This window comes from Streptomyces sp. NPDC002838 (assembly GCF_040295365.1).
Taxonomy (GTDB): domain Bacteria; phylum Actinomycetota; class Actinomycetes; order Streptomycetales; family Streptomycetaceae; genus Streptomyces.
In genome coordinates this window covers 154,233-176,418 of the sequence record NZ_JBEOVF010000015.1, presented here as the reverse complement: position 1 = coordinate 176,418, position 22,186 = coordinate 154,233, and the positions used below count along the sequence as shown (strand labels likewise).

Genomic DNA, 22,186 nt, shown 5'->3' with positions numbered 1-22,186 from the left:
TCTGGCCTTCGGTGCTCCACGAGCCGTTGTGACGGTCCTGTTGCCGGAACTGTGGGCTCCGCCACAGCCTGGGTGGGGCGGGGCTGTTGGACTCTGCGGACTCAATGATGCATACGGGCGCCGTACGGATCCACACAGATTCCTACGGGTTCATACGGGGGTCTCGATGTTGTTCCTGCTGGTCATGCTGCTGGTCGTGATTCTCTTGATCACCGCCTGCGCGCTCCTCGGGCGCGGCTGCGGCAGTCTGGCCGAGAAGGGGCTGCGGCGGACGAGCCCGCCGACGGCGCTGCGCGGCTTCGCCGCGACAGCGGGGGCAGGCGCGGCCGCCTTATACGCGTGGGGGCTGCTCGGGGTCGCCGGGGCGATCATGGAGGCGGAGGACGGGGGGACGGACTCGGCACCCAACCGGGCCTGCCGTACATCGGGTTGGCTCGAGCGGGAGAAGAGCGGCAACGGGATCGTCGACTACTCGGTGAGCTGGGTGCCGCTCGACTACGTGTGCGAGACGAAGGGCGGCGGGAGCTACACCACCGACGACGTGCCCGGCTACGTCAACCCCGCCGTGCTGGGCTTCGGCCTCGCCGCCGCCGGGTGCGCGATCTCCGCGGGCTATGTGTCGGAGCTGCGCCTCCGGGGCGGCGGGGCACGGGGAGAGGGCGAAGCCCGGCGGTCGGACGCCCCTTGAACAGGCCGTCGGTCAAGCTGTCGGGGTCAGTTCCGCGCGGCCGAACAACAGGGCGTATCCAGGCGGGAGTTGGGCGAGGACACGGTCCACCAGATCGTCGCCGATCAGTGACGGCAGGACACTCAGGACCGAGCTGACGTCCCAGCGGGCCGTGGCCGGGGTGGCGCCCTCGATCCGGAGGGCGATCGCGTCCACGAACTCCGCTGCCGTCAGTGGGCGGGTCGCCGGGATCTGGGACGCGATCACCTGGGCCGCCTCCTCGGGCAGGGCTCGGGCGAGGTCGACGCGTTCGTCGCCGATCACATGGCCGCCGAGGGCCGACAGGACGATACGGGTGACGCGTTCCGCCTCCGCCCTGGTGGAGTACTGGCCGGCGTCCTGTACCGCGTCGACCAGGTCGGTCCATCTGGTCTTCCGCTGCGGGCGCTCGCTCTGCTGTGGCTGCTGTGCCTGCCGTGGCGCGGGTGCGGGTCGCATGCTCAGCACGGTCATGTCGGGGGTCCTCCTCCGTTCCTCCGGGTGGCCGCACGGCGTCCCGCGGGCACGTGCGGGGAGACTGCGGGCGCGCGCTCGCGGGACGCTGCTTCTGGGGTCGGTCCTGGATTTCGATTCTGGATTTCGATTCCTGGGCTTCTGTTCCTGGACTTCGGTTCCTCGGTTCGGTCAGCTGCTGATTTCCTTGCGTTCGCCGCCGCCCGTGATCTGGATGCGGCGCGGCTTGGCCTGCTCGGCCACGGGGATGCGCAGCGTCAGGACGCCGGCGTCGTACGAGGCGTCGACGCGATCCGTGTCGAGGGTGTCGCCGAGGAAGAGCTGGCGGGTGAAGGTACCCGTGGGCCGCTCGGCGACGATCAGTTCCGCGCCCTCGGGGGCGGGGGACTTGCGCTCGGCGCGGACGTTCAGGACGTTGCGCTCGACGTCCAGCTCGATCGACTCGGGGTCGATGCCGGGCAGGTCGAAGTGGACGAGGAAGTCGCCCCCTGACCGGTAGGCGTCCATGGCCATCGCGGAGGGGCCGGTGGAGGTACCGAAGACCTGCTGCGCGAGTCGGTCGAGTTCACGGAAGGGGTCGGTACGCATGAGCATCACAGTCCATCTCCTCTCGTCAGGCGCTGTTCCGTGCGATGCCCTACGGCTTCTTATATAGCTCGGAGGAGAAAACCTGACAAGCCCGGACTCAGGTCCCGGGCGTCGTCCGAGGTGAGCGTTAGTCTCGGGGCACCCGGGAACGCCCAGAGGCCGGGGGGCCGGGGTGTCCGGGATACACCAGACAGCAGGAGGCAGGCATGGCCAAGGTTCCCAGCGCAGTGGTCGCCGCGAGCGGGCTCGTCGGGGGGTACGGCGTCGCCCGCTGGACCAGGAAGCGGCAGCTGGGCGGCGTGGTCCTGGCCGTCGCCGGGGCCGCGGCGGCACGGCAGTGGCGGCAGCAGGCGGGCGGGAAGGCCGCGGGGACGCTGAGCGCCGCGTACGTCGCCGCCTTCGCCGGCTCCCACCCCCTGGCCAAGAAGGTGGGCGCCTGGCCTGCCGTGTTCGGGGTCGCGGGGGCCGTCGCCCTGGCGTCGTGGGCGGTGGCGGACCGGAACGGCTGAGGCCGCTGAAGCCGCTGAAGCCGCTGAGGCGGCAGGACCGGGCGTCGGCTCTCGTTGACCGTCTTGGAGCGTCAGGTGTCGAGGGCGAAGGTGAGGGCGACGGTGCCGCGGAGGTCGAGCCAGGCCTTGTCGGGGCTGCGGACGAGGCGGAGGATCACGTGGTCGCAGTCGGGGCAGCGGCCGACGTATCCCGGGGCATGCGCGTAGACGTGCAGCCGCGCCAGAGGCCAGTGGCTGCCGCACCCGGTGCAGCAGCCGAGAGCGGTGGTCGGGTCGACCGCGAGGATTTCGGAGAGGGGCCCGGCCAGGGCGTTGCCGTCCTCGTACTGGCCGGTGTACGGGTCCTCGTGGGGGTGGGGCATCTCATCCTCCGCTGGGGCCGAAACGTTCGGTGCGGATCCGGTCCGGGGCGTGGCCCAGGGCTACCAGCAGGTCGGCGGCCGTTTCGACGAAGCCGGTGGGCCCGCAGACGTAGCAGGTGGGTTCGAACTCCGGCGGCCACCCCGCGCGCGACAGGTCCGCTGCGGTGAGCCGCCCGGCGGGCCTCGGCCACTGCGGCGGGGCGGCGCGGGTGTAGAGGTACGTCTTGTCGAGGCCGGGCTCGTCCCGGCGCAGCTCGGGTCCGTAGAGCCGGTCTTCGGGTGTGCGCACGGAGTACACCAACCGGAAGGGCGTACGGCTGCCGGCCGCGCGGCGGACGCGGATCATCGCCATCAGCGGCACCAGGCCGGAGCCGCCGGCCACGAGAAGGACCGGTTCCTTCCGCTCGGGGCGCCACACGAACCAGCCGCCGACCGGTCCGCGCAGTTCCACCAGGTCTCCGACCGCGAGTTCGTCCGTCAGGTACGGGGACACCTCGCCGTCGGTGACGCGCTGCACGGTCAGCTCGATGCGCTCGCCGTCCGGCGCCGATGCCAGGGAGTAGCTGCGCTGTGTGCTGTAGCCGTCTTCCGCGGTGAGCCGCACATCGACATGCTGGCCCGCCAGATGGCCCGGCCAGCCGGGTACGTCGAAGACCAGGGTGTGCGCGGCGGAGGACTCGGAGCACCGGTCGGCCAGCCGGGCCGTCTTCCAGCGCAACCGGTCGCCTAGTCGCCCTGGTACCGCTGCTCGCGCCATGGGTCCCCGTAGTCGTGATAGCCGGCGCTCTCCCAGAAGCCCGGTTCGTCCTCGAGGAGCAGCTGGATCCCGCGCACCCACTTCGCGGACTTCCACAGATACAGGTGCGGGACCAGCAGCCTGGCCGGGCCGCCGTGCTCGGGCGCCAGCTCTTCCCCGTCGTAGCGGTACGCGAGCCACGCCTTCCCGTCGAGCAGGTCCTCCAGGGGCAGGTTGGTCGTGTAGCCACCGTAGGAATGGACGAGCACGAATTCGGCGGCGGTCTCCACGTCTTCCAGAAGGAGATCCAAGGAAACCCCCTGCCACTCGGTGGCGAACTTCGACCACTTCGTGACGCAGTGCAGGTCCACCGTCGGCGTCTGGCTGGGCAGCGCCATGAGCTGCGCCCAGTTCCAGCTGTGCCGCGCGCCCGTCTCGGTGCGGACGGTGAACTCCCACGAGTCACGATCCACCCTCGGCGTGGGCCCGGCGGACAGCACCGGGAAGTCGGTGGTCTCGTACTGCCCGGGAGGCAGTTTGTGGTGCGTATCGCCTGGCCGACCGCGGAATCCGCGCGAAACGATGGCCATGCCGTGCCGCCCTTCTCCGAAGGTGCACTCTCCGCCATTGTCCATGGCATCGCGCGACAGAGCATCTGGTGGCGGAAGAAGCGATACGGCGGCACCCGCCGTGCCGACGCATAGTGTTCGGCACCACGCGCAAGCCGGGAGGTGCCCTCATGGCCGAGGAGCCGATCGAGCCTCAAGAACATCGAGGTTCACTCCCAGCGCTGATCCGATCGGGGCTCCAGTTTTTGTTATCACCGGGGTCTTCCCCTCGTCTCCTCACCGTCCCCAGCCACAGGCACGCGATTCGACCCCGAGGAACGAAGCACGTGACACGAGACTTCAGCCGCCGTTCCATGCTCAAGGCCGCAGGCGTCGCCGCCGGAGCCGTCGGCATCGGTACCGCCCTCGCCCCGAGCCCCGCCGCGGCCGCCGGCACCGCCTACGCGCACCCCGGCCTGCTGCACACCCGCGCCGACCTCGACCGCATGGCGGCGAAGGTCAAGGCGGGCGCCGCCCCCTACACCGCCGGATTCGCCAGGCTGACCGCCAACCGGCATTCGGCCGGCGGCTGGACGGCCAATCCGCAGGCCACCGTGTACCGAGGATCGGGCAGCCCGCAGAACTACGTGACCCTCTACAACGACATCCACGCCGCCTACCAGAACGCCCTGCGCGGACACGTCAGCGGCGACAGCGCGCACCTCGACACCGCCGTGGCGATCCTCAACGCCTGGTCGGCCAAGCTGACCAGCCTCGAGGGCAGTGCGGACCGGTTCCTGGCCGCCGGGCTGTACGGCTACCAGTTCGCGAACGCCGCCGAACTCGTCCGCGATCACGGCGACTTCGAGCTCGGCCGGTTCCAGGACATGCTGAGCAACGTCTTCGCGCCGCTCAGCGACAGCTTCCTGGCCGACCACAACGGCGCCGTCGTCACCAACTACTGGCCCAACTGGGACCTGTGCGCCCTCGCCTGCGTCCTGGCCACCGGTATCTTCTGCGAGGACAAGGTCCAAGTCGCCCGTGCCGTCGACTACTTCAAGAACGGCGAGGGGATGGGCTCGATCAAGCACGCCATCCCCGTCGTGCACGACGACGGACTCGCCGAGTGGGTCGAGGCCGGCCGCGACCAGGGGCACGCGCTGCTCGGCGTCGGCCTGATGGGCACGGTCTGCGAGATGGCGTGGAACCAAGGGATCGATCTGTACGGTTACGACGACAGCCGGTTCCTCAAGGGCGCCCAGTACGTGGCCAAGTGGAGCATGGGCGGGGATGTGGCCTACACCGCCAACACCCGTGCGAAGGGCGCGATCAACGGCTGGTCTGGCAGCGAGACCGCGACCGAGGCCGCCGGCGTGAACCCGGCCATGCAGCGGCCGATCTGGGCGATGATCGCCAACCACTACACCAAGCGCCGGGGGATGTCCGCGACGTACGTCACCCGGATCGCCGCCCAGGTCGCGCCGGAGGGTGGCGGCGGGGACTACGGCCCCAACAGCGGTGGCTACGACCAACTCGGCTTCGGCACGCTGGCGTTCACGCGGGACAAGGCGGCCGATACGGCAGCTTCGCCAAGGCCGGCTGCGTCGGCGTCCGGCGCGACGGGCGGCGGCTCGGGCGCGGGCGCGGGTTCCGACTCCGGCGCCGGCGCCCGGCCGCAGGGCGGTACGGCCACGGCCTCCGCGTCCGCCTCCCCGGCGGCCGACGGCGACCTGGCCGCGACCGGCTCCGACGACGTCGTCGGCTGGACCGCGGCGGCGGGGATCACCGCGATTGCCGGGGGGCTGTTGTTCCTGCGTCGGCGCGACCGGGTTCGACGCGAGGGCGGTCAGTAGGAGCTGCCGGCCGTGGTGGACGGGCAGGGCGTGCAACCCGGCGCGGGCTGACGGCGTCGGCCGGGCCGGATCACTGGACACCGCCTCCTGCCCAACTGCCCGGCGTGAGTGCTGGGCGGGGGTGGGTCGCGCGGCCCGGCGCTTGCGGGGTGCCGCCTCTCTTTGGGCCGGAAAGCGTCCCAGCGGCACAACTGCCCGCAGCCGGGCAGGATGGCTGAGCACCGCACACACCCCACGCCCGCGCAGTGCCACCCGCAGTCGGGCAGGATCGGCCGCCCGCGGCTGCCGTTGCTACGCCGTCGCCGGCCACGACCCCGACCCGGGCCCCGACCCCCGCCGCCTTCGACCGAGCCACCGGCGCCGCCGCCGTCAGCGGGCGGGCGATGTCCTCCAGGGAGCGGCGTTCCGCTCGTACCATCAGTGCCGCTGCCACCAGGCCCGCCAGGCACATCAGTGCCGCGCCGATCTGGAAGGCGAGGACCGTGTCGCCGACCTTGCCCGTGCCGGTGAGGTCGGCGAAGAGCAGGGGGCCGCTGATGCCGCCGGCGGCGGTGCCGAGGGCGTGGAAGAAGGCGATGGACATCGCGCGGGTCTCCATCGGGAAGACCTCGGAGACCGTGAGGTAGGCGCTGGACGCGCCGGCCGAGGCACAGGGCGCCCGAGCAGGCGCCCGCCACATGCAGCGCCGCCGCGAGGCCGGTGATCTCGCCCTAGGTGATCGGAAGCCCGCTGCCGGGCTCCGAGAGGCGGCCGGCGAGGTTGCCGACGACGGTGACCTCGAGTCCGTCGAGGATCCGCACCGTGCCGAGTCCGATGACGATCGTCCAGTGCCGGCGCGACCGTGGGAGGCGGTCGAGCCGGGCGGGGAGGTCGGTGGTCACGGTACGGCCTGTCTCGGCCCGCGCGGTGGTCATGGGCGGCTCCCTCCTCGTCGAGCGAGAACCGGGGTCGGGTCCCCTCGGCCCTTGGCGTTACGCCCCCAGCGCGTGCGACACCGTGTAGATCAACAGTCCCGCCAGCGAGCCGACCACCGTGCCGTTGATCCGGATGAACTGCAGGTCACGGCCGATGTTTGCCTCGATCTTCCGCGTCGTGTGCTCGGCGTCCCAGCCCGCCACCGTGTCCGTGATCAGGGAGGTGATCTCCCGGCGGTAGGTGGTGACGACGTAGACGGCCGCGTCCTCCACCCACTTGTCGACCTTGCCCTGCACCCTCTTGTCGGCGGCCATCTGCGCGCCCAGGGACAGCAGGGAGGCCCGCGCCCGCAGCCGCAGCTCGCTGCGCTCGTCCTCGGCGGCCGAGACGATCATGGATCGTACGGCGGTCCAGGCGGAGGCGATCAGGTCCTGGACCTCGCCCCGGCCCAGCACCTCGCCCTTGAGCCGCTCGACCCGCGTACGCGTGTCCGTGTCGGACTGCAGGTCGGCGGCGAAGTCGGTGAGGAAGCGGTCGAGGGCGCCGCGCGCCGGGTGGGAGGGCATGTCGCGCATCTCCGCGCAGAAGCGCAGCAGCTCCTTGTAGACCCGCTCGCCGACCTTCTTGTCGACGAACCTCGGCGTCCAGCCGGGTGCGCCGCCCTGCACGGCGTCCATGACGGAGTCGCTGTGCAGCACCAGCCAGTCGTGCGCCCGGGTGACGATCAGGTCGACGGCCCGCCGGTGACCGCCGTCGGCGACGATCCTGTCCAGCATCTTGCCGATGCCGGGCGCGACCTCCTGGGCGTTGGCCCGGCGGGTGATCGCCTCGCCGACCACCGCCTGCACGTCGGAGTCGCGCAGCACCGTCAAGGCGCCTCGGAGCGCGGCGGACAGCTCCGCCGTCACCCGGTCGGCGTGCTCCGGTTCGGACAGCCAGGCGCCGAGCCGGCTGCCTATGCCGACGGCGCGCAGTCGCTGTCGTACGACGTCCTCGGAGAGGAAGTTCTCCCCGACGAACTCCCCCAAGGTCACACCCAGCTGGTCCTTCTTCGTGGGGATGATCGCGGTGTGCGGGATGGGGATACCCAGGGGGTGGCGGAAGAGGGCGGTGACGGCGAACCAGTCGGCGAGCGCGCCGACCATGCCGGCCTCGGCGGCGGCCGCCACATAGGCCGCCCAGGCGCCGGCGCCCTCGTTCGACGCCCACTTCGCCAGGACGTACACCAGCGCCACGAACAGCAGCATCCCGGTCGCGGTGAGCTTCATCCGCCGTACGCCGCGCTGCTTCTCCTCGTCGGCGGCGCTGAAGGTGTTCATGGCGCGGTTCGTGAAGGCGCCGGGGCGGGCCTGCTGCTCCGCGGCCCCCGCGGTACCCATTGATCCCGTTTCCGTACGTTCCATCCACTCCACCCGTTCGGTGATCCCTCACACATTGTCCCTTCCTGACCGACTCCCGGAACGGAACAAGAGTTCCCGGCGTCTGTCCGGTCGGGGGAACGCGGCGGGGTGCTGTCAGTTTTCCCCAGGCCCATGACTCATCATGGGCTCATCAGATCGGAGCCTCGGGCTCCCATCGCCCGAGGAGAACAGCACAGCATGACCCGGCGTCACGGTTACGCCCTGCTTGTCGCGATCGTCGCCGCGATCGTGGCCCTGTCCGCCGTCATCTACATCGGGGTGGCAGCCGATCCCGGTACGAACGACCGGGCCACCCTGGCCGGCGGACGCCCCCCGCACAACTCCGCCGCCCCCGCCTCCACCGGCGTCTGGGTCGGCTCCTGGTCCGCCTCCCCGGTCGGCGCCGAACCCGGCACCGAGATCGCGGGCCTGGCGGGCCGCTCGGTACGCAACGTCGTGCACGCGAGCATCGGCGGTACGAGTGCCCGGATCACACTGTCCAATCTCTACGGCCGGTCCCCACTGACCGTCACACACGCCTCGATCGCCGTCGCGGCCGGCACCGGCACCGCCGAGGCGGTCGCGGAGACCATGCGGCGGCTGACCTTCGGCGGCAACACCACCGTCGTCGTCCCGGCCGGGCAGCAGGTGCTCAGCGACGCCGTCCGCGTCACGATCCCCATGGGCAGCGACGTCCTGGTCACCACCTACTCCCCCACGCCGTCCGGCCCGGTCACCTACCACCCGCGCGCCCGCCAGATCTCCTACGCCGCCCGGGGCGACCTCACCGAGGACGTGACCGGCACCGCGTACACCGAGCAGAGCGAGTACTGGCGCTACCTGACCGCGCTGGACGTACTGAGCGACGGGGCCGAGGGCACGATCGTCGCCTTCGGCGACTCGCTCACCGACGGCGTCGGCTCCACGGAGAACGCCAACAACCGCTGGCCCGACCTGCTGTCCGAGCGGCTGCACACGGCGATCGAGGCGGGCCGGGACGTACCCCGCTACAGCGTCGTCAACCAGGGAATCGGCGGCAACCAGGTCCTCGCCGACGGCCTCGGCCTCCCCCACTCTCGGCTTCGCTCGAGCGGGGGGACCCCCATCGCCGAGAACGAGGCCGGCGTCAGCCGCTTCGCCCGGGACGTGCTCGGCCGGACGAACGTCAAGGTCGTCGTCATCGACCTCGGCATCAACGACATCCTGCGCAACCCGCGGCTGGCCGACCCCGACAAGATCCTCGACGGCCTGCACGCGTTGGTCCGCCAGGCCCACGCCCGCGGCATCAAGGTCATCGGCGCCACGCTGATGCCCTTCGGCGGCCACCGCGGCTACTCCGTCGCCCGCGAGGCCGTACGGCAGGAGATCAACGCCGAGATCCGCTCGGGCCGGCTCTTCGACGACGTCGTCGACTTCGACAAGGCCGTCCGGGACCCCTACGACCCGCGCAGGTTCCGCTCCGACTACGACTCGGGCGACCATCTCCACCCGAGCGACAAGGGGTACGAGCGGATGGCGGGGGCGTTCGACCTGGACGACCTCAAGGGGGCGGCACCGGCGGAGCTGTAGTCGGCCGGCCTAGCCGCGGGCCAGCCGCCGCGTCAGCCTGCGGGCCTGCCGACGCCGTCAGCCTGCGGGCAGTCGTGCCGCTGGGGCGGCTCCCGACCCAATAGAGAGGCGGCACCCCGTAGCGCCGGGCTGCGCGACCCACCCCCGCTCGGCCCCCACCCCGGTCAGCGCTCCCCGTCCCGGTACCGATCCCGCCGCTCCCCCCGCTCCCGCTTACGTTCCCGCAGCTCCTCATGCCGTTCCCGCCGGTCCTCCCGCCGGTCCCACACATGGTCCCGGTGCCCCTCCAGCATCCTGCGATGAGCCTCGTGCATGTCGTCCCGGAACGACTCCCGCAGCTCCCGCATGGACGCCTTCCGGTCCAGCTTCGCCTGCCGCCGCTCGGCCCGCGTGAGCTTGCGTTCGACGCCCACGCCGCCCCAGAAGGCAAACCCCGTCACGACCACCCGCGGCGCCCCCGGATCCCCCGGCACGCCCTCCTCACGGTGGTCGAAACCGCCCATGACGCCGATCCCGCGCACCACGACCTCGACCCCGGGCGGCACGATCACCTGCACCCCACCCATGATCGCGACGCAGTTGATCTCGACCTCGCCGTCCGCGAAGTTCGCCTCACGCAGATCGATCTCACCGCCGCCCCAGAAGGCGAAACAGTTGAAACGCCGGGGCACCGTCCAGCGCCCCTTGCGCTGGAACCCCGACATGACGGCCACGGCCCACGTCGACGACCCCTCGCCGCCGACGATCCGCCCCGCCCAACTCCCGCTCTCCACGGGCTGCTTGGTCATCGACACCTTGGGAACCGGAGCCCCGCCGGCCGGCAGGTCCCGCGTGATCGGCGCCAGCTCCCCGTACGTACGCGCCGTGTACGTCGCGTCCAGCCGCTCCTCGAACTCCTCCATGTCGAGACGCCCCTCCGCGAGGGCGTCCCGCAGGACCTCGGCGACTCGTTCACGATCGGCGTCGGAGGCGCGCAGCTCCGGGGCATCCTCGGTCATACAAGCAGCCTACGAGTTCCGGGCGACGGGCACTATGCGATCGGCCCCTCGGCCCCTACGCGGTCGACCTCTCCGCATACATCTTCGCGATCACCGCCTCGATGTCCGGCTCCCGCACCGACAGGTCCACCAGCGGATACTCCGCCGCGATCCGCGCGACCAGCGGCGCCGCCGACTCCGACGCCGGGAAGGCCAGCCACTGCCGGGGCCCGTCCACCCGTACGACCCGCGCGGGCACCGGCGCCTCGATGGGCGGCAGCTCCCGCTCCAGGTCCACCACCAGGGTCCGCTCGCTCTCCCCCGCCTCGTGCAGGCCGACGAGCGGGCCGTCGTACATCAGCCGCCCGTGGTCGATGACCATCACCCGCGAGCACAACTGCTCGATGTCCTGCAGGTCGTGCGTGGTCAGCAGCACCGTCGTGCCGTGCTCGGCGTTCAACTCCCGCAGGAACTCCCGCACCTTGGCCTTGGAGACGACGTCCAGGCCGATCGTCGGCTCGTCGAGGTAGAGCACCTCCGGATCGTGCAGCAGGGCCGCCGCGATGTCGCCGCGCATCCGCTGGCCGAGCGAGAGCTGCCGTACCGGGACGTCCAACAGGCTGCCCAGTTCGAGGAGTTCGACGAGACGATCGAGGTTCTCGCGGTAACGGCCGTCCGGGATGCGGTACATGCGGTGCATCAGCCGGTAGGAGTCGATCAGCGGCAGGTCCCACCACAGCGTCGTACGCTGCCCGAACACCACCCCGATACGGTGCGCCAGCCGCATCCGCTCCCGGGCGGGATCGAGACCGGCCACCCGCAGCCGGCCGCCGCTCGGCGTCAGGATGCCGGTGAGCATCTTGATCGTCGTCGACTTCCCGGCACCGTTCGGCCCGATGTAACCGACCATCTCGCCGCGCGGCACGGTGAAGGACAGGGAGTCCACCGCCCGCACCTGCCGCCGCTCCCGCTTCAGGAAGCCGGCCTTCTTGCGTACCTCGAAGACCTTCTCGACGCGGTCCACCTCGATGAAGCGGTCACCCATGAGCCCTCAACTCCCCGTGCTTCTGTACGACCTGAGCCCCGACCGCCAGGCCACCCCGGCCAGCGCACAGCACGCCACCGCCACCAGCGGCGACGCGAACGCCGCCCCCTCCGGCAGGCCCAGCGGATACGGCCGCCCCAGCACATAGGCCGCGGGCACCCAGTTGACGAACGCCAGCGGCAGCACGAAGGTCACCCCGCGCACCAGGTCCTTGCCGAACACGCTGGGCGGGTACTGCAGCAGAGTCGTGCCGCCGTACGTGAACGCGCTCTGCACCTCGGCGGCGTCCTGCACCAGGATCTGGAAGGACGCGCCCGCGACGAACACCGCGCCGAAGATCGCCGCGCCGCTGACCAGCATGACCGGCACCAGCAGCACCTTCAGCAAGGTCCAGTCGACGTCGACCGCCACGAGCGCGTAGCCCAGCACCAGCGCCCCCTGCGTGAGGCGGGCGACACGGCGCAGCGCGAAGCGGTCCGCGGCGGCCTGCGCGAGCACCGGCGCCGGCCGCACGAACAGCGTGTCGAGCGTGCCGTCACGCACCCGCTGGCCCAACTGGCCCAGCGAGTTGAACATCAGGTCCGTGAGACCGAAGGACGTGACGGACAGGCCGTACAGCAGGGCGACCTCGGGCAGGGAGTAGCCGCCGAGCGAGTCGACCCGCGAGAACATCAGCAGGATCGCGACGAAGTCGAGCCCGGACAGCAGCAGATTGCCGAGCACGGTCATGGCGAAGGAGGCGCGGTAGGCCAGGCTGGAGCGGATCCACATCCCGGCGATCAGCCCGTAGGCGCGCAGCCCGTCCGCCAGACGGCTCGTCTCACCCACCCTGGACCACCACCCGCCGGGTCGCCGACGACTGCAGCAGCCGCCCGGCCGCCAGGAGCGCCACAGCCCAGGCCGCCGCGAAGACGTAGGCACCCAGCGGATCGGCCTTCCCCATCAGGACGTCCGCGGGCAACTGCAGCAAGGCCGACCACGGCAGGGCCCGTACGACCTCGCCGAGCACCCCCGGGAAGACGTTCAGCGGCAGTGTCATCCCCGAACAGAACACCCCGGTGATCATCAGGAGTTGCAGCATGCCCTTGCCGTCCAGCAGCCAGAACGCGCTCAGCGCCACCAGATAGCGGATCCCGAAGCTGACCACCGCCCCGAGCACGACCGCGACCAGGAACGCCAGCCAGGTCAGCGGATCGTGCGGCAGCGCCGCCGGGAAGAAGAGCACCCCGAAGACGAAGGGGATCACCCCCCGTCCCAGGAGCTGGAAGAGCGACCTGCCCAGATCGTTCGCCAGCCACCACAGTTGGAGGTCGGCCGGCCGGTAGAGGTCGATCGCGATCTCACCGGTCCGGATGCGTTCCATGAGCTCGTTCTCGAAGCCCCCGCCCTGGATGGCCAGCGCCGCGAGCAACGCCTGACCCAGCCACACATAGGTGACGGCCTGCGCCTGGTCGTACCCCCCTAAGTGGGGTCTTTCGTCCCACAACGCCAGATACGTGTACACCAGGATCAGGCCGAAAACGGTATTGGTGAAAACCCCCGCGGCCGTGGCCGCCCGATACGTCGCGTATCTTCTGAAACCCCCCGCCGCGACGGCCGCGTACAACCGCCCCGAACCCACCGCAGCCGTCCTCCTCGCCCGCCCGACACCGAAGCGCAGGAGCCTAGTACGCGGCCGACTCGACCCGCCAGGCATTTTCCACGCGGCAACACGTGCCGATTGTCGGGAACGGAACGCCTGGTGCGAGAGTCTTCAACAGGGGGCGTAGAAGGCGTACGAGACGTACGGGAACGTACGAGGCGAAACAGGAGTCCGTGCACGACATGAGCGACGAGCCGCAGCCGCAGCAGCCGAACCAGGGCTGGGCACCGAGAGAGTCCCTGGGGGCCTCGGAACCCGGGGAGCCGTCCGGCAAGAAGCCCGAGCGCACCGGCTGGCGCCGGATCATCCCCACCTGGCGCATGGTGCTCGGCACGTTCGTCATCGGCACCCTGCTCCTGATCGGCCTGTTCTTCCTCGGCTACTCCATGGTCAAGATCCCGCCCGCCAACGCCCTCGCCACCAAGCAGAGCAACGTCTACCTCTACGCGGACGGCAGCCAGCTCGCCCGCGACGGCGAGGTCAACCGGGAGAACGTCTCCCTCGGCCAGATCTCCAAGGCCGCCCAGCACGCCGTCCTGGCCGCCGAGGACCGCGACTTCTACACCGAGTCCGCCATCGACCCCAAGGCGATGGTCCGCGCCGCCTGGAACACCGCCACCGGCAAGGGCAAGCAGTCCGGCTCCACGATCACCCAGCAGTACGTCAAGAACTACTACCTGGCCCAGGAGCAGACCGTCACCCGCAAGGTGAAGGAATTCTTCATCTCGATCAAGCTGGACCGCACCGAGTCCAAGGACCAGATCCTCGAGGGCTACCTCAACACCAGCTACTTCGGCCGCAACGCCTACGGCATCCAGGCCGCCGCCCAGGCCTACTACGGCGTCGACGCCGCCAAACTCACCGCGGCCCAGGGCGCCTACCTCGCCGCGCTGGTCAACGCGCCCAGCGAGTACGACGTCGTCGCCCACCCGGAGAACAAGACCTCCGCCGAGGCCCGCTGGAACTACGTCCTGGACGGCATGGTCACCAAGGGCTGGCTCAGCGCGTCCGACCGCGCCGGCATGAAGTTCCCGATGCCCAAGGAAGCCACCCTCTCCACCGGCATGTCCGGACAGCGCGGCTACATCGTCACCGCGATCAAGGACTACCTGACCAAGAACAACATCGTCGACGCGGACTCGCTCGACGCCGGCGGCTACCGCATCACCACCACCCTGCAGAAGAGCAAGCAGAACGCCTTCGTCGAAGCCGTCGACGACCAGCTGATGGCCAAGCTCGACAAGAAGAACCGCAAGGTCGACACCTACGTCCGCGCCGGCGGCGCCGCCGTCGACCCCAAGACCGGCAAGGTGCTCGCCATGTACGGCGGCATCGACTACGTGAAGCAGTACACGAACAACGCCACCCGCGGCGACTTCCAGGTCGGCTCCACCTTCAAACCGTTCGTCTTCACCTCCGCCGTCCAGAACGACTCCCAGACACAGGACGGCCGCACCATCACCCCGAACACGATCTACGACGGCACCAACAAACGCCCCGTCGTGGGCTGGGACGGCGGAGCGTACAACCCCGAGAACGAGGACCAGGTCTCCTACGGCGACATCACCGTCCGCGAGGCCACGGACAAGTCCGTCAACTCGGTGTACGCGCAGATGGCCGTCGACGTCGGCTCCGACAAGGTCAAGAAGACCGCGATCGACCTCGGCATCCCCGCCGACACCCCCGACCTGACCGCGTCCCCGTCCATCGCGCTCGGCCCGTCCACGGCCAGCGTCCTCGACATGGCGGAGGCCTACGCCACCCTCGCCAACCACGGCAAGCACGGCACGTACACCATGATCGAAAAGATCACCAAGGACGGCAGCCAGGACATCGAACTGCCCCGGAAGAAGACCCGCCAGGCCGTCCCCCGCGAGGCCGCCGACACCACGACCTCGGTCCTGCAGAGCGTCGTCGAGAACGGCACCGCCACCGCCGCCCAGGCCGCCGGCCGCCCCGCCGCGGGCAAGACCGGCACCGCGGAGGAGGACACGGCCGCCTGGTTCGCCGGCTACACCCCCGACCTCGCCACCGTCGTCTCCGTCATGGGCCAGGACCCGGTCACCGCCGCCCACAAGCCGCTGTACGGCGCGATGGGCCTGCCCCGCATCAACGGCGGCGGGGCACCCGCCGAGATCTGGGCGCAGTTCACCAAGGACGCCCTCAAGGGCAAGCCGGTCACCGACTTCGACCTCCAGCTCCAGCCGGGCGCCGAGGAGACGCAGGCACCCCCCTCCGACATCCCGGTGGACCCGGCCACGGGCGGCCAGAACAACGGCGGCACCACCGGAGACACCACCGGCGGCCAGGACACCGGGGGCCAGACCGGCGGCCAGGACGACAGCGCCACGCCGAGCTCACCCGGCGCGGGCGACACCAACGGCGGCACGACGGACGGCGGCACCACCAACGGAGGCACGACCACCGACGGCACCACAGGAGACCCGAGCGACGGCACGACGGGCGACGCCACGACCGGAGGCACGGCGGACGGCGGCAGCACCGGGGACGCGTCCGGCGGCACCACGGACGGCTCACAGGGCGGACCGACGACCGGAGGCCTGACGCCACAGACGACGAGAAGGCAGTGACGGCAAAGGGGCCGGTGACGACGGTCACCGGCCCCTGAAGCCGCTGTTCCACAGCCCGGTTGTTCTACAGGTACAGCCCGGTGGTGTCCTCGGACCCCTCGAACCGATCCGCAGCCACCGCATGCAGATCCCGCTCACGCATGAGCACGTACGGGACACCCCGCACCTCGACCTCGGCCCGGTCCTCCGGATCGAACAGGACCCGGTCTCCCGGCTCCACGGTCCGTACGTTCTGCCCCACCGCGACGACCTCGGCCCACGCCAGCCGACGGCCCACGGCCGCGGTGGCGGGAATCAGAATGCCGCCGCCCGAACGCCGCTCCCCCTCGCTGGTGTCCTGCCGCACGAGTACACGGTCGTGCAGCATCCGGATGGGCAGCTTGTCGTGCTGGGTGCTGTGCTCGTTTCTGTTGGCGCTCACGCCTTGAACCTACCTGTCTTCGGCACACCCGTACCCGGGTGGGTCAGCCCTTGCGCCGCCGGGTCCCCAGGGCCAGCAGCCCCACGACCCCGACCACGACGAGCGCGACGGGCACGACCCGTTCCAGCCGGGGAGCCCCGTCCTCGTCCACGAACTGAGCCTTGACGTCCGTCACGGCCCGGTTGACCCCCACGTAGGCCCGCCCAAGGGTGTGATCGATGTTCGACACCACCTTGGCCTTGGCATCGCCCACGATCGTCTTCGGATGCACGCGCACCCCGATCTCGTCGAGCGTCTCGGCCAGCATCTCGCGGCGGCGCCTGATGTCCGCCTCGATCTGCGCCGGGGTTCTCGTGTCCGACGTGTCCGCCACCGTACGGCCTCCGAAGTCTGCTGATGCTTTGTTCTGGACAGTCTGTCAGTTCCGCCCGCGACCGCGCTGTCAGCACCGTTCCTAATCAGTGAGCAGGAGTGAGTGTCGGAGCCATACCTGGTCACTGCGGACATCCCGAACGGTGTTGGATGTCCTGGTCGCCCGCTTTCGCTCCGCGCCCGGTGACACGGATCGTGTCCGTGGTCCGGGGATACGGGGGCAGGCTTCCTCACGCCGCCGGGTGCCCGAGGCGGCCTGGACGGTCCGATGCCCACGACGATCACTCCGGTCGTCGTGGGGCGGTGCCGTCCGTCGCCGGATCGGGTGCCCGAGGGCGCGTCGCCCGACCGCGATGCTCGCCGCATCGTGCCGGGAAATCTTGCGAGTTTTCGTGGTCAGGGGTTGCTGCCAGTGCTGGGCACCCCAGCGGCTGGTGTAGGCGGGGTCGACCGCGACGACGGCGATGTCCTGCTCGGCGGCCATCGACACCAGCCGGGCCCTGAGCTTCGCAGTCGGGAAGCGGGAGATGAGGCGCCGGAAGCGTTTGTTGCGGCCGTGCTTCTCGCGGCTGGTGCCGTCGGTGAAGTCGAGGTCCTCGATAGCGATCGCGGCGGCCCCGAAACGTTGGGTGTAGTGCAGCAGGCGGGTCAGCGCGTGCCGGATCTGCGCATCGCGATGCTCACTGCTGCCGGTCAGGTCGTAGAAGAAGCGCCGCGGCTCACCGACCGGGTTGCCGTGTACGTCGAGGCGCCAGGCAGCGAGGTGGTCGTCGTTCATGTCCACCCCCACCACACCCCAGGCCAGCGCCGCCTGAAACGGCAGGATGGGGGCGGCGGCGCGCTGCCAGGACGCCGTCACATACCAGCGGCCGCGCAGCACGTCGTGGTGGATGCGGTAGGCCACCGCCCGGTTGGCGGTGACCCGGTCACGCCACTCCGCGCCCCGGTGCCGGAACGCCACCGTCGCATCCAGCAGATACCGGCCGTGCGGTGCGTTGGCCAGGTGGGCCAGCGGGGCCGGGAGCTTGACCGAGACCTGTCCGGTGTCGGTGATGCGGAGGGTTTCGTTGCCGAAGCGTTTGCCGGACTCCCCGTCAGCGGCCAGGAACATCCTCTGCGCCTGCCACCGCTCCCGCCACACCTGCTCACTCAGCCCGGCCGCCGCCAGATGATGCCGCAGGTGCGCCAGGCGCGTTCCGCCGCGCACCACATGCACGCGGCCCGCCGCCCAGTCCGCCTCCACCACCGCCAGCCGGTCCTTCAGCATCTGCAGGCGGCGGGACTTGGCATGCCACTCACCCCGCGAGGCATACCCGCGCACCAGGCCTTCCCGCTTGTTCGCCTTGGCGCCCAGCGGCCGGGCCAGCCGCGCCTCGACCGAGGCGATCTGCCCCCGCAACCAGCCCCTATGCGCTGCCTGCCCGCGCCTCGCCAGCGCCCACTGGTCATGCGTGGCCTTGGTAATACTGCCCGCCCAGCGCGCCGACGACTTCCCCGTCAGCTCGCGCTTGCGCACCGCCCACCCGGCCGCATCATGCGCCAGCCCCTGCCGACACCGTACTGCCAGATCACCGGCGGCCAGCGAACCCAGGAACACCCCGACCTCAGCCAGCACCGCCGCATCCGCCGCCGACACCCGCAACCGGTCCCGAACCGCCACCCCGGCCGGACCGGGCACCACGAACGGCGCCACCACCTCCCGCAGCCCACCCACCCCTCCACCCCCGCCCGCGACTCGAAGACCCCCGTCACCGCAGTCAACGAGCACCACCCGAAAAGGTCACCCGTTCGCCCCAAGAACTCCCGTTCCCCCTGGAAAGTCAGCCCAGAACACCCCCTGGCCGAAGAACATCCCTGGCGCACTGCGGACGACCCGCCCCCCACCTCCGGCCCCAGCACTCACTCACACTCGGCCAAAGTCACTCCCGCCCACTACATCGGCAGCAGTTCCCAACCCCCGGTTACGCTGGTCCGATGAGCGAGCGACTCCAGCCCGGGGACACCGCCCCCGCCTTCACCCTCCCCGACACCGACGGCCACGAGGTGTCCCTGTCCGACCACCAGGGCCGCAAGGTCATCGTCTACTTCTACCCGGCAGCCCTGACCCCCGGCTGCACCAAGCAGGCGTGCGACTTCACGGACAACCTGGAACTGCTGGCCGGCGCCGGCTACGACGTGATCGGCATCTCCCCGGACAAGCCGGAGAAGCTGGCGAAGTTCCGCGACAAGGAGTCCCTCAGGATCACGCTCCTGGCAGACTCCGACAAGAAGGTCCTCGACGCCTACGGCGCCTTCGGCGAGAAGAAGAACTACGGCAGGACGTACATGGGCGTCATCCGCTCCACGGTGATCGTGGACGAGGAGGGCAAGGTCGAACGGGCCCTGTACAACGTGCGGGCGACGGGCCACGTGGCAAAGATCATCAAGGACCTGGGTATCTAAGAACTCGGGTACCTGAAGGAAACCCAGACGTCGGGAGCCAGGTCGGGCCGCCCCTGCACCGGCCTGCGCTCCTCCCTCCACGCCCCCGGCGCGAGCTCCTCGGCAACCCGCCGCCAAAAGCGCACGGCACCGGCATTGTCGTCCTGAAAGGCGACCTCCCACTCCCCCGGATGCCGGGCGACGACCTCTCGTACGGCCGCCAGCCCGACCCCTTCCCTGCGCACGCCCCGCACGACGAAGAAGCTGTTGAGCACGTGGGTGGGCGTGCTGAGCGCCCGCACGAAGGCGAACCCGATGGGCTGCTCGCCCCTGCTGATCAGATACGGCGCCCAGTCGGCGGACCCTGAGAAGGCAGCCTCCAGCCGCTCACTGCGGAACGTCCCGTCCGGGTTGGGCAGTTGCCCACCGAACTTGGACAGGTCATGCCGGAACATGAGCCAGAGGCGTTCGACGGTGGGGCGGTCGGCGGGGGTGGCTGGGCGGACGGTCAGCTCTGAAGAGGTCATGAAAAAAGCCTCCCGAGCGGACAAGCGTCCGCGCCCGAAAGGCGTCGTTCGTGAACGGCAGACCACGGAGGAGATCCGGTGCCTGAAGAAGACACTGCCTGACCGTATCGCACGGTGCCGGTGCGGCAAGCCGTCATCGACGCCGTCATCTTCCGCCTGCAAAGGTACCCGGCGGGCCCTGACGGCTTCCTGTTCGCTGGGCCGGTCAATGCTGATCACTTCGGCGACAACGTGTGGCGTCCGGTGATCAAGGCTGCTGGGCTCCCGAAGGCGAATGACTGCACGCCAGGTAGCCCTGATGGCAGAGCCCCAACAGCTGTGTTCGCCCACAACAGATGTGCCTGCCCGCCTGGTGTGCACAGATACCAGAGGGATCGACTGACGTGCGAAAACGTCCCTCAACGGTTCTCAACGTGTCGCGGTGATTCCCGACCCTTGAGCCCTGAAATGTGCCCTCGGCGGATGGCTGGCGGCGGCGCGACACTGGACTCATTAAGAGACAAAGAAGTTGATCACAATGACCCTCCGCATGATCGCCCACCACCTCGGTCTGCCCGTTCGGCGCGACCCGCAAGAGACAGCAAAGATCATCGAGGGACTCCGCCCCACCCTGGACGAGCTTCCTGACGACAAGCGGGAGCGACTCGCCGCCGAGTGGACCAAGGTCCTCAGTGAACGCCACTGGCATCGGCCCTATCTCCGGGACTGATCGCCCTGGCACCGCGCGAGTACGACCAGTACTTATCCCGTGTCCTGGCTACCTGCGGTGATGCTGCGAAAGGGCGTCTGACCTGGTAGAAGGTCCTCACTGGTTCCGGTCGTTTCCGGTCCTTTCTCGGTGTCCAGTGGCCTGGATGTGTCCCCGACGCACACAGCAGGGCCGCCATCGCGAGGGAATCTCCCCAGGTGGCGCCCCTGCTGTCTTGGCTACTCCTCCGGCGGCGGGCTCGCGGGCGCGAGTTCGATGCCTCGTACACGACGCAGCCACCTCGCCAGGACGTACAGCCCTGCTCCGAGGATGCCGCAGGGTTCCCAGATCTCCGTCACGAGAGCCGGGATGCCGCCGTCATCCACGATGTAGACCGCCTGGGTGCCGACAACGGCGGCGATGAACCCGTTCGTACGCGAGTCCATCGACAACAGCCAATCGACGGGAGCCCAGCAAGGCCGAACGAGATCCCGGCTACGCATGCGCAGGGCAGCGACCAGGAACCCAGCCGCGTACCGGCGCTGCTGCCACGGAGTAAGAGTCGTTCCGTTCTCCGGGTCGCCTTCAAGGTGGGCACGCCACTGCTCAAGCATGTCCCGACGCGTTCCAGCGATCTTCGCTGCCCACGATGTTGCCGCCCAGCCAGCCGGTGACCTGCGGATAGTCCGGTCAGCGTCCTTGGTAAACGCATGGACAATTATGCCCGCAGCCGAAAAGAGGGTGGCCAGCAGGATGAGCTGATCATCCGTATTGGCTCCATCAAGCAAAAGCGCAAGCCCTGCGAACAAACCGCTCCCGGCAACCACGCCGCCCAGGAGCAAGAGAATTAGCTTGGTCTTTGGTCTCACCCCGTGCCCCCCGACAAGCCAAACCCGAACGCCTGTCGACGAGCCGTACGGGCGTCGAGTGCAGCCTGAGCCTGACTGCGGCCGGTCCCAGTAAGTTCGTAGTAGCGGCGAGGGGGACGGCCGGGATGCGGTTCCGCCTCGTCGTAGCTGGTGACCCAACCACGCTCCAGTAGGCGGTCGAGGATCGGGTACACGGTGCCGGAGCCGAGGTCCGCTTCGCGGCAGATACTCAGCCCCCACGCGGGGGCGTCGTCCGTCGCGGCCAGCAGCACCTCCAGCACGGCGATGGTCGGCTTCGTAAGCCTCGGAGCGGTCATTACTCCATTAGAGCATGTGTCGAGTACGACACACGTGCATCTAGGGGAATGCGATGGGGAGTTGGACCTGACGGTCAGCTCCACACGACGAACCCGCACCGGCCGCGCGCCCAGCGCACGAGCCGCCCGGCGGCGGTGCCCACCAGGACGCCGCCGCACCACCAGAGGCAGGGCAAGGCGGCCGGGCTACTCAACGGGCTCGGTCTCAGCCGGGGTCCGCATGGCCTCGGCCATGCGCTCGACCGCGTCCGCGCGGACCATGCCCAGGTGCACGTACGGCGTGCCGCTGTGAGTGACCATCGGGCGCACACCGCCCCAGACTCGTTCTGGCAGGCCGAGACTGGCCAGGGCTTCCCGGATGGCCTCCGCCGCCTCTGTGGCCTGCTTGCGGCCGTCTCGGTAGGTCTGCACGTCCATCGTCATTGGTGCACCCCGGAAGCGTGATCCCGGATCTCGGTGGCGTGCCTGGCGGCCTTGGTGATGTCGCCCTTGTTCTTCGCAGCGTTGAGTTGCTTCCAGTTGGCGGCGCACACCTTGCAGCCGGGGGCCGGTGCGCAGTCGAGCAACCATGCGTTGAAGCCGACCGGAAGATCTACCGGCGGCTCTTGGGTGGCGTGTGGGTGCCATGGCGTCTCCCCGACTTAGCTGTGCTCCGT

The 22,186-nt window shown here is 69.9% G+C and carries 27 protein-coding genes and 1 pseudogene; 8 read left to right on the top strand and 20 right to left on the bottom strand.

The window, feature by feature from the left end; translation table 11 throughout:
• Positions 1-166: 166 nt before the first annotated feature.
• On the top strand, positions 167-688 hold the full coding sequence (locus ABT063_RS21165; protein ID WP_351058900.1) for a hypothetical protein: 522 nt from the start codon (positions 167-169) through the stop codon (positions 686-688).
• A gap of 12 nt (positions 689-700) precedes the next feature.
• On the opposite strand, the gene ABT063_RS21160 is transcribed toward ABT063_RS21165, so the two are convergent.
• Complete coding sequence (locus ABT063_RS21160; protein WP_351058899.1) at positions 701-1,180, bottom strand: DUF2267 domain-containing protein; 480 nt, start codon at positions 1,178-1,180, stop codon at positions 701-703.
• Between the two features lie 171 nt (positions 1,181-1,351).
• Positions 1,352-1,774 carry an Hsp20/alpha crystallin family protein gene (locus ABT063_RS21155; protein ID WP_351058898.1) on the bottom strand — a complete coding sequence of 141 codons (423 nt, stop codon included), beginning with the start codon at positions 1,772-1,774 and terminating at the stop codon, positions 1,352-1,354.
• A 200-nt stretch (positions 1,775-1,974) separates the two neighbouring features.
• Between ABT063_RS21155 and ABT063_RS21150 the strand changes: the two genes are divergently transcribed.
• On the top strand, positions 1,975-2,277 hold the full coding sequence (locus tag ABT063_RS21150) for a hypothetical protein (protein WP_351058897.1): 303 nt from the start codon (positions 1,975-1,977) through the stop codon (positions 2,275-2,277).
• Positions 2,278-2,348: 71 nt separating this feature from the next.
• Here the strand turns inward: ABT063_RS21150 and ABT063_RS21145 are convergent, their stop codons facing one another.
• Genes ABT063_RS21145 through ABT063_RS21135 form a run of 3 tightly spaced genes read right to left on the bottom strand, consistent with a single transcriptional unit; the run spans position 2,349 to position 3,965 of the window.
• On the bottom strand, positions 2,349-2,639 hold the full coding sequence (locus tag ABT063_RS21145; RefSeq protein WP_351058896.1) for a DUF6510 family protein: 291 nt from the start codon (positions 2,637-2,639) through the stop codon (positions 2,349-2,351).
• 1 nt (position 2,640) lies between these two features.
• Positions 2,641-3,396, bottom strand: coding sequence for a ferredoxin reductase (locus tag ABT063_RS21140; protein WP_351058894.1), 756 nt, complete (start codon positions 3,394-3,396; stop codon positions 2,641-2,643).
• Positions 3,366-3,965: a sulfite oxidase-like oxidoreductase gene (locus ABT063_RS21135; RefSeq protein WP_351058893.1), complete on the bottom strand. Its 600-nt coding sequence runs from the start codon at positions 3,963-3,965 to the stop codon at positions 3,366-3,368. The genes ABT063_RS21140 and ABT063_RS21135 overlap by 31 nt, the downstream gene beginning before the upstream one ends.
• Before the next feature lie 332 nt (positions 3,966-4,297).
• Between ABT063_RS21135 and ABT063_RS21130 the strand changes: the two genes are divergently transcribed.
• Entirely contained in the window at positions 4,298-5,776 is a 1,479-nt protein-coding gene (locus tag ABT063_RS21130) for an alginate lyase family protein (RefSeq protein WP_351058908.1), read from the top strand.
• A gap of 354 nt (positions 5,777-6,130) precedes the next feature.
• Here the strand turns inward: ABT063_RS21130 and ABT063_RS52220 are convergent.
• The 3 genes and pseudogenes from ABT063_RS52220 to ABT063_RS21120 form a co-directional block, all read right to left on the bottom strand.
• Positions 6,131-6,425, bottom strand: a pseudogene (locus tag ABT063_RS52220) (MFS transporter); the annotation flags it as partial.
• A 61-nt stretch (positions 6,426-6,486) separates the two neighbouring features.
• The gene (locus ABT063_RS52215) at positions 6,487-6,690 is read right to left on the bottom strand and encodes a hypothetical protein (RefSeq protein WP_502990851.1); all 204 of its coding nucleotides are present in this window, start codon (positions 6,688-6,690) and stop codon (positions 6,487-6,489) included.
• Between the two features lie 57 nt (positions 6,691-6,747).
• Entirely contained in the window at positions 6,748-8,070 is a 1,323-nt protein-coding gene (locus tag ABT063_RS21120) for a DUF445 domain-containing protein (RefSeq protein WP_351058892.1), read from the bottom strand.
• A 219-nt stretch (positions 8,071-8,289) separates the two neighbouring features.
• Here ABT063_RS21120 and ABT063_RS21115 point away from each other — a divergent pair, with 219 nt between their 5' ends.
• Positions 8,290-9,660, top strand: coding sequence for an SGNH/GDSL hydrolase family protein (locus tag ABT063_RS21115; RefSeq protein ID WP_351058891.1), 1,371 nt, complete (start codon positions 8,290-8,292; stop codon positions 9,658-9,660).
• Positions 9,661-9,824: 164 nt separating this feature from the next.
• Here ABT063_RS21115 and ABT063_RS21110 read toward each other — a convergent pair whose 3' ends face one another.
• From ABT063_RS21110 to ABT063_RS21095, 4 genes are read right to left on the bottom strand one after another with little or no spacing between them, the layout of a single operon-like run.
• On the bottom strand, positions 9,825-10,658 hold the full coding sequence (locus tag ABT063_RS21110) for a DUF1707 SHOCT-like domain-containing protein (RefSeq protein WP_351058890.1): 834 nt from the start codon (positions 10,656-10,658) through the stop codon (positions 9,825-9,827).
• Positions 10,659-10,713: 55 nt separating this feature from the next.
• Positions 10,714-11,682 carry an ABC transporter ATP-binding protein gene (locus tag ABT063_RS21105; RefSeq protein WP_351058889.1) on the bottom strand — a complete coding sequence of 323 codons (969 nt, stop codon included), beginning with the start codon at positions 11,680-11,682 and terminating at the stop codon, positions 10,714-10,716.
• Positions 11,683-11,688: 6 nt separating this feature from the next.
• The gene (locus ABT063_RS21100; RefSeq protein ID WP_502990853.1) at positions 11,689-12,453 is read right to left on the bottom strand and encodes an ABC transporter permease; all 765 of its coding nucleotides are present in this window, start codon (positions 12,451-12,453) and stop codon (positions 11,689-11,691) included.
• A gap of 49 nt (positions 12,454-12,502) precedes the next feature.
• Positions 12,503-13,303 (bottom strand): ABC transporter permease, encoded by an 801-nt coding sequence (locus ABT063_RS21095; protein WP_351058887.1) that lies wholly within the window; start codon positions 13,301-13,303, stop codon positions 12,503-12,505.
• Positions 13,304-13,506: 203 nt separating this feature from the next.
• On the opposite strand from ABT063_RS21095, the gene ABT063_RS21090 reads away from it, so the two are divergent.
• Positions 13,507-15,915 carry a transglycosylase domain-containing protein gene (locus tag ABT063_RS21090; protein ID WP_351058886.1) on the top strand — a complete coding sequence of 803 codons (2,409 nt, stop codon included), beginning with the start codon at positions 13,507-13,509 and terminating at the stop codon, positions 15,913-15,915.
• 64 nt (positions 15,916-15,979) lie between these two features.
• Here the strand turns inward: ABT063_RS21090 and ABT063_RS21085 are convergent, their stop codons facing one another.
• From ABT063_RS21085 to ABT063_RS21075, 3 genes are all read right to left on the bottom strand, one after another.
• Positions 15,980-16,336, bottom strand: a complete 357-nt coding sequence (locus tag ABT063_RS21085) for a GroES family chaperonin (protein WP_095754593.1) — start codon at positions 16,334-16,336, stop codon at positions 15,980-15,982.
• Positions 16,337-16,379: 43 nt separating this feature from the next.
• Positions 16,380-16,709, bottom strand: coding sequence for a DUF3618 domain-containing protein (locus tag ABT063_RS21080; RefSeq protein WP_351058885.1), 330 nt, complete (start codon positions 16,707-16,709; stop codon positions 16,380-16,382).
• 81 nt (positions 16,710-16,790) lie between these two features.
• On the bottom strand, positions 16,791-18,422 hold the full coding sequence (locus ABT063_RS21075; protein WP_351058884.1) for an IS200/IS605 family accessory protein TnpB-related protein: 1,632 nt from the start codon (positions 18,420-18,422) through the stop codon (positions 16,791-16,793).
• Positions 18,423-18,682: 260 nt separating this feature from the next.
• On the opposite strand from ABT063_RS21075, the gene bcp reads away from it, so the two are divergent.
• Positions 18,683-19,150: a thioredoxin-dependent thiol peroxidase gene (bcp, locus tag ABT063_RS21070; protein ID WP_351058883.1), complete on the top strand. Its 468-nt coding sequence runs from the start codon at positions 18,683-18,685 to the stop codon at positions 19,148-19,150.
• Here bcp and ABT063_RS21065 read toward each other — a convergent pair.
• The gene (locus ABT063_RS21065) at positions 19,147-19,656 is read right to left on the bottom strand and encodes a GNAT family N-acetyltransferase (RefSeq protein WP_351058882.1); all 510 of its coding nucleotides are present in this window, start codon (positions 19,654-19,656) and stop codon (positions 19,147-19,149) included. The two genes, bcp and ABT063_RS21065, sit on opposite strands and share 4 nt — an antisense overlap.
• 517 nt (positions 19,657-20,173) lie before the next feature.
• Here ABT063_RS21065 and ABT063_RS21060 point away from each other — a divergent pair.
• On the top strand, positions 20,174-20,365 hold the full coding sequence (locus ABT063_RS21060) for a hypothetical protein (RefSeq protein ID WP_351058881.1): 192 nt from the start codon (positions 20,174-20,176) through the stop codon (positions 20,363-20,365).
• 218 nt (positions 20,366-20,583) lie between these two features.
• Here ABT063_RS21060 and ABT063_RS21055 read toward each other — a convergent pair whose 3' ends face one another.
• Positions 20,584-20,790: a hypothetical protein gene (locus ABT063_RS21055; RefSeq protein ID WP_351058880.1), complete on the bottom strand. Its 207-nt coding sequence runs from the start codon at positions 20,788-20,790 to the stop codon at positions 20,584-20,586.
• 264 nt (positions 20,791-21,054) lie between these two features.
• Here ABT063_RS21055 and ABT063_RS21050 point away from each other — a divergent pair, with 264 nt between their 5' ends.
• Complete coding sequence (locus tag ABT063_RS21050) at positions 21,055-21,195, top strand: hypothetical protein (RefSeq protein WP_351058879.1); 141 nt, start codon at positions 21,055-21,057, stop codon at positions 21,193-21,195.
• A 14-nt stretch (positions 21,196-21,209) separates the two neighbouring features.
• Here the strand turns inward: ABT063_RS21050 and ABT063_RS21045 are convergent, their stop codons facing one another.
• The 3 genes from ABT063_RS21045 to ABT063_RS21035 form a co-directional block, all read right to left on the bottom strand.
• A complete protein-coding gene (locus tag ABT063_RS21045) occupies positions 21,210-21,530 on the bottom strand; it encodes a PadR family transcriptional regulator (protein WP_351058877.1) in 321 nt (106 codons plus the stop codon).
• Between the two features lie 186 nt (positions 21,531-21,716).
• Positions 21,717-21,953 (bottom strand): hypothetical protein, encoded by a 237-nt coding sequence (locus tag ABT063_RS21040; RefSeq protein WP_351058875.1) that lies wholly within the window; start codon positions 21,951-21,953, stop codon positions 21,717-21,719.
• The gene (locus ABT063_RS21035) at positions 21,950-22,096 is read right to left on the bottom strand and encodes a hypothetical protein (protein ID WP_351058874.1); all 147 of its coding nucleotides are present in this window, start codon (positions 22,094-22,096) and stop codon (positions 21,950-21,952) included. Before ABT063_RS21035 ends, ABT063_RS21040 begins: the two co-directional genes overlap by 4 nt.
• Positions 22,097-22,186 lie beyond the last annotated feature (90 nt).

Coding starts and splice junctions, on each gene's coding strand:
- ABT063_RS21165 (WP_351058900.1), top strand. CDS start 167: ATGTTGTTCCTGCTGGTCATGCTGCTGGTCGTGATTCTCTTGATCACC.
- ABT063_RS21160 (WP_351058899.1), bottom strand. CDS start 1,180: ATGACCGTGCTGAGCATGCGACCCGCACCCGCGCCACGGCAGGCACAG.
- ABT063_RS21155 (WP_351058898.1), bottom strand. CDS start 1,774: ATGCTCATGCGTACCGACCCCTTCCGTGAACTCGACCGACTCGCGCAG.
- ABT063_RS21150 (WP_351058897.1), top strand. CDS start 1,975: ATGGCCAAGGTTCCCAGCGCAGTGGTCGCCGCGAGCGGGCTCGTCGGG.
- ABT063_RS21145 (WP_351058896.1), bottom strand. CDS start 2,639: ATGCCCCACCCCCACGAGGACCCGTACACCGGCCAGTACGAGGACGGC.
- ABT063_RS21140 (WP_351058894.1), bottom strand. CDS start 3,396: ATGGCGCGAGCAGCGGTACCAGGGCGACTAGGCGACCGGTTGCGCTGG.
- ABT063_RS21135 (WP_351058893.1), bottom strand. CDS start 3,965: ATGGCCATCGTTTCGCGCGGATTCCGCGGTCGGCCAGGCGATACGCAC.
- ABT063_RS21130 (WP_351058908.1), top strand. CDS start 4,298: ATGCTCAAGGCCGCAGGCGTCGCCGCCGGAGCCGTCGGCATCGGTACC.
- ABT063_RS52215 (WP_502990851.1), bottom strand. CDS start 6,690: ATGACCACCGCGCGGGCCGAGACAGGCCGTACCGTGACCACCGACCTC.
- ABT063_RS21120 (WP_351058892.1), bottom strand. CDS start 8,070: ATGGGTACCGCGGGGGCCGCGGAGCAGCAGGCCCGCCCCGGCGCCTTC.
- ABT063_RS21115 (WP_351058891.1), top strand. CDS start 8,290: ATGACCCGGCGTCACGGTTACGCCCTGCTTGTCGCGATCGTCGCCGCG.
- ABT063_RS21110 (WP_351058890.1), bottom strand. CDS start 10,658: ATGACCGAGGATGCCCCGGAGCTGCGCGCCTCCGACGCCGATCGTGAA.
- ABT063_RS21105 (WP_351058889.1), bottom strand. CDS start 11,682: ATGGGTGACCGCTTCATCGAGGTGGACCGCGTCGAGAAGGTCTTCGAG.
- ABT063_RS21100 (WP_502990853.1), bottom strand. CDS start 12,453: ATGTGGATCCGCTCCAGCCTGGCCTACCGCGCCTCCTTCGCCATGACC.
- ABT063_RS21090 (WP_351058886.1), top strand. CDS start 13,507: ATGAGCGACGAGCCGCAGCCGCAGCAGCCGAACCAGGGCTGGGCACCG.
- bcp (WP_351058883.1), top strand. CDS start 18,683: ATGAGCGAGCGACTCCAGCCCGGGGACACCGCCCCCGCCTTCACCCTC.
- ABT063_RS21065 (WP_351058882.1), bottom strand. CDS start 19,656: ATGACCTCTTCAGAGCTGACCGTCCGCCCAGCCACCCCCGCCGACCGC.
- ABT063_RS21060 (WP_351058881.1), top strand. CDS start 20,174: ATGACCCTCCGCATGATCGCCCACCACCTCGGTCTGCCCGTTCGGCGC.
- ABT063_RS21055 (WP_351058880.1), bottom strand. CDS start 20,790: ATGGACTCGCGTACGAACGGGTTCATCGCCGCCGTTGTCGGCACCCAG.
- ABT063_RS21050 (WP_351058879.1), top strand. CDS start 21,055: ATGGACAATTATGCCCGCAGCCGAAAAGAGGGTGGCCAGCAGGATGAG.
- ABT063_RS21045 (WP_351058877.1), bottom strand. CDS start 21,530: ATGACCGCTCCGAGGCTTACGAAGCCGACCATCGCCGTGCTGGAGGTG.
- ABT063_RS21040 (WP_351058875.1), bottom strand. CDS start 21,953: ATGACGATGGACGTGCAGACCTACCGAGACGGCCGCAAGCAGGCCACA.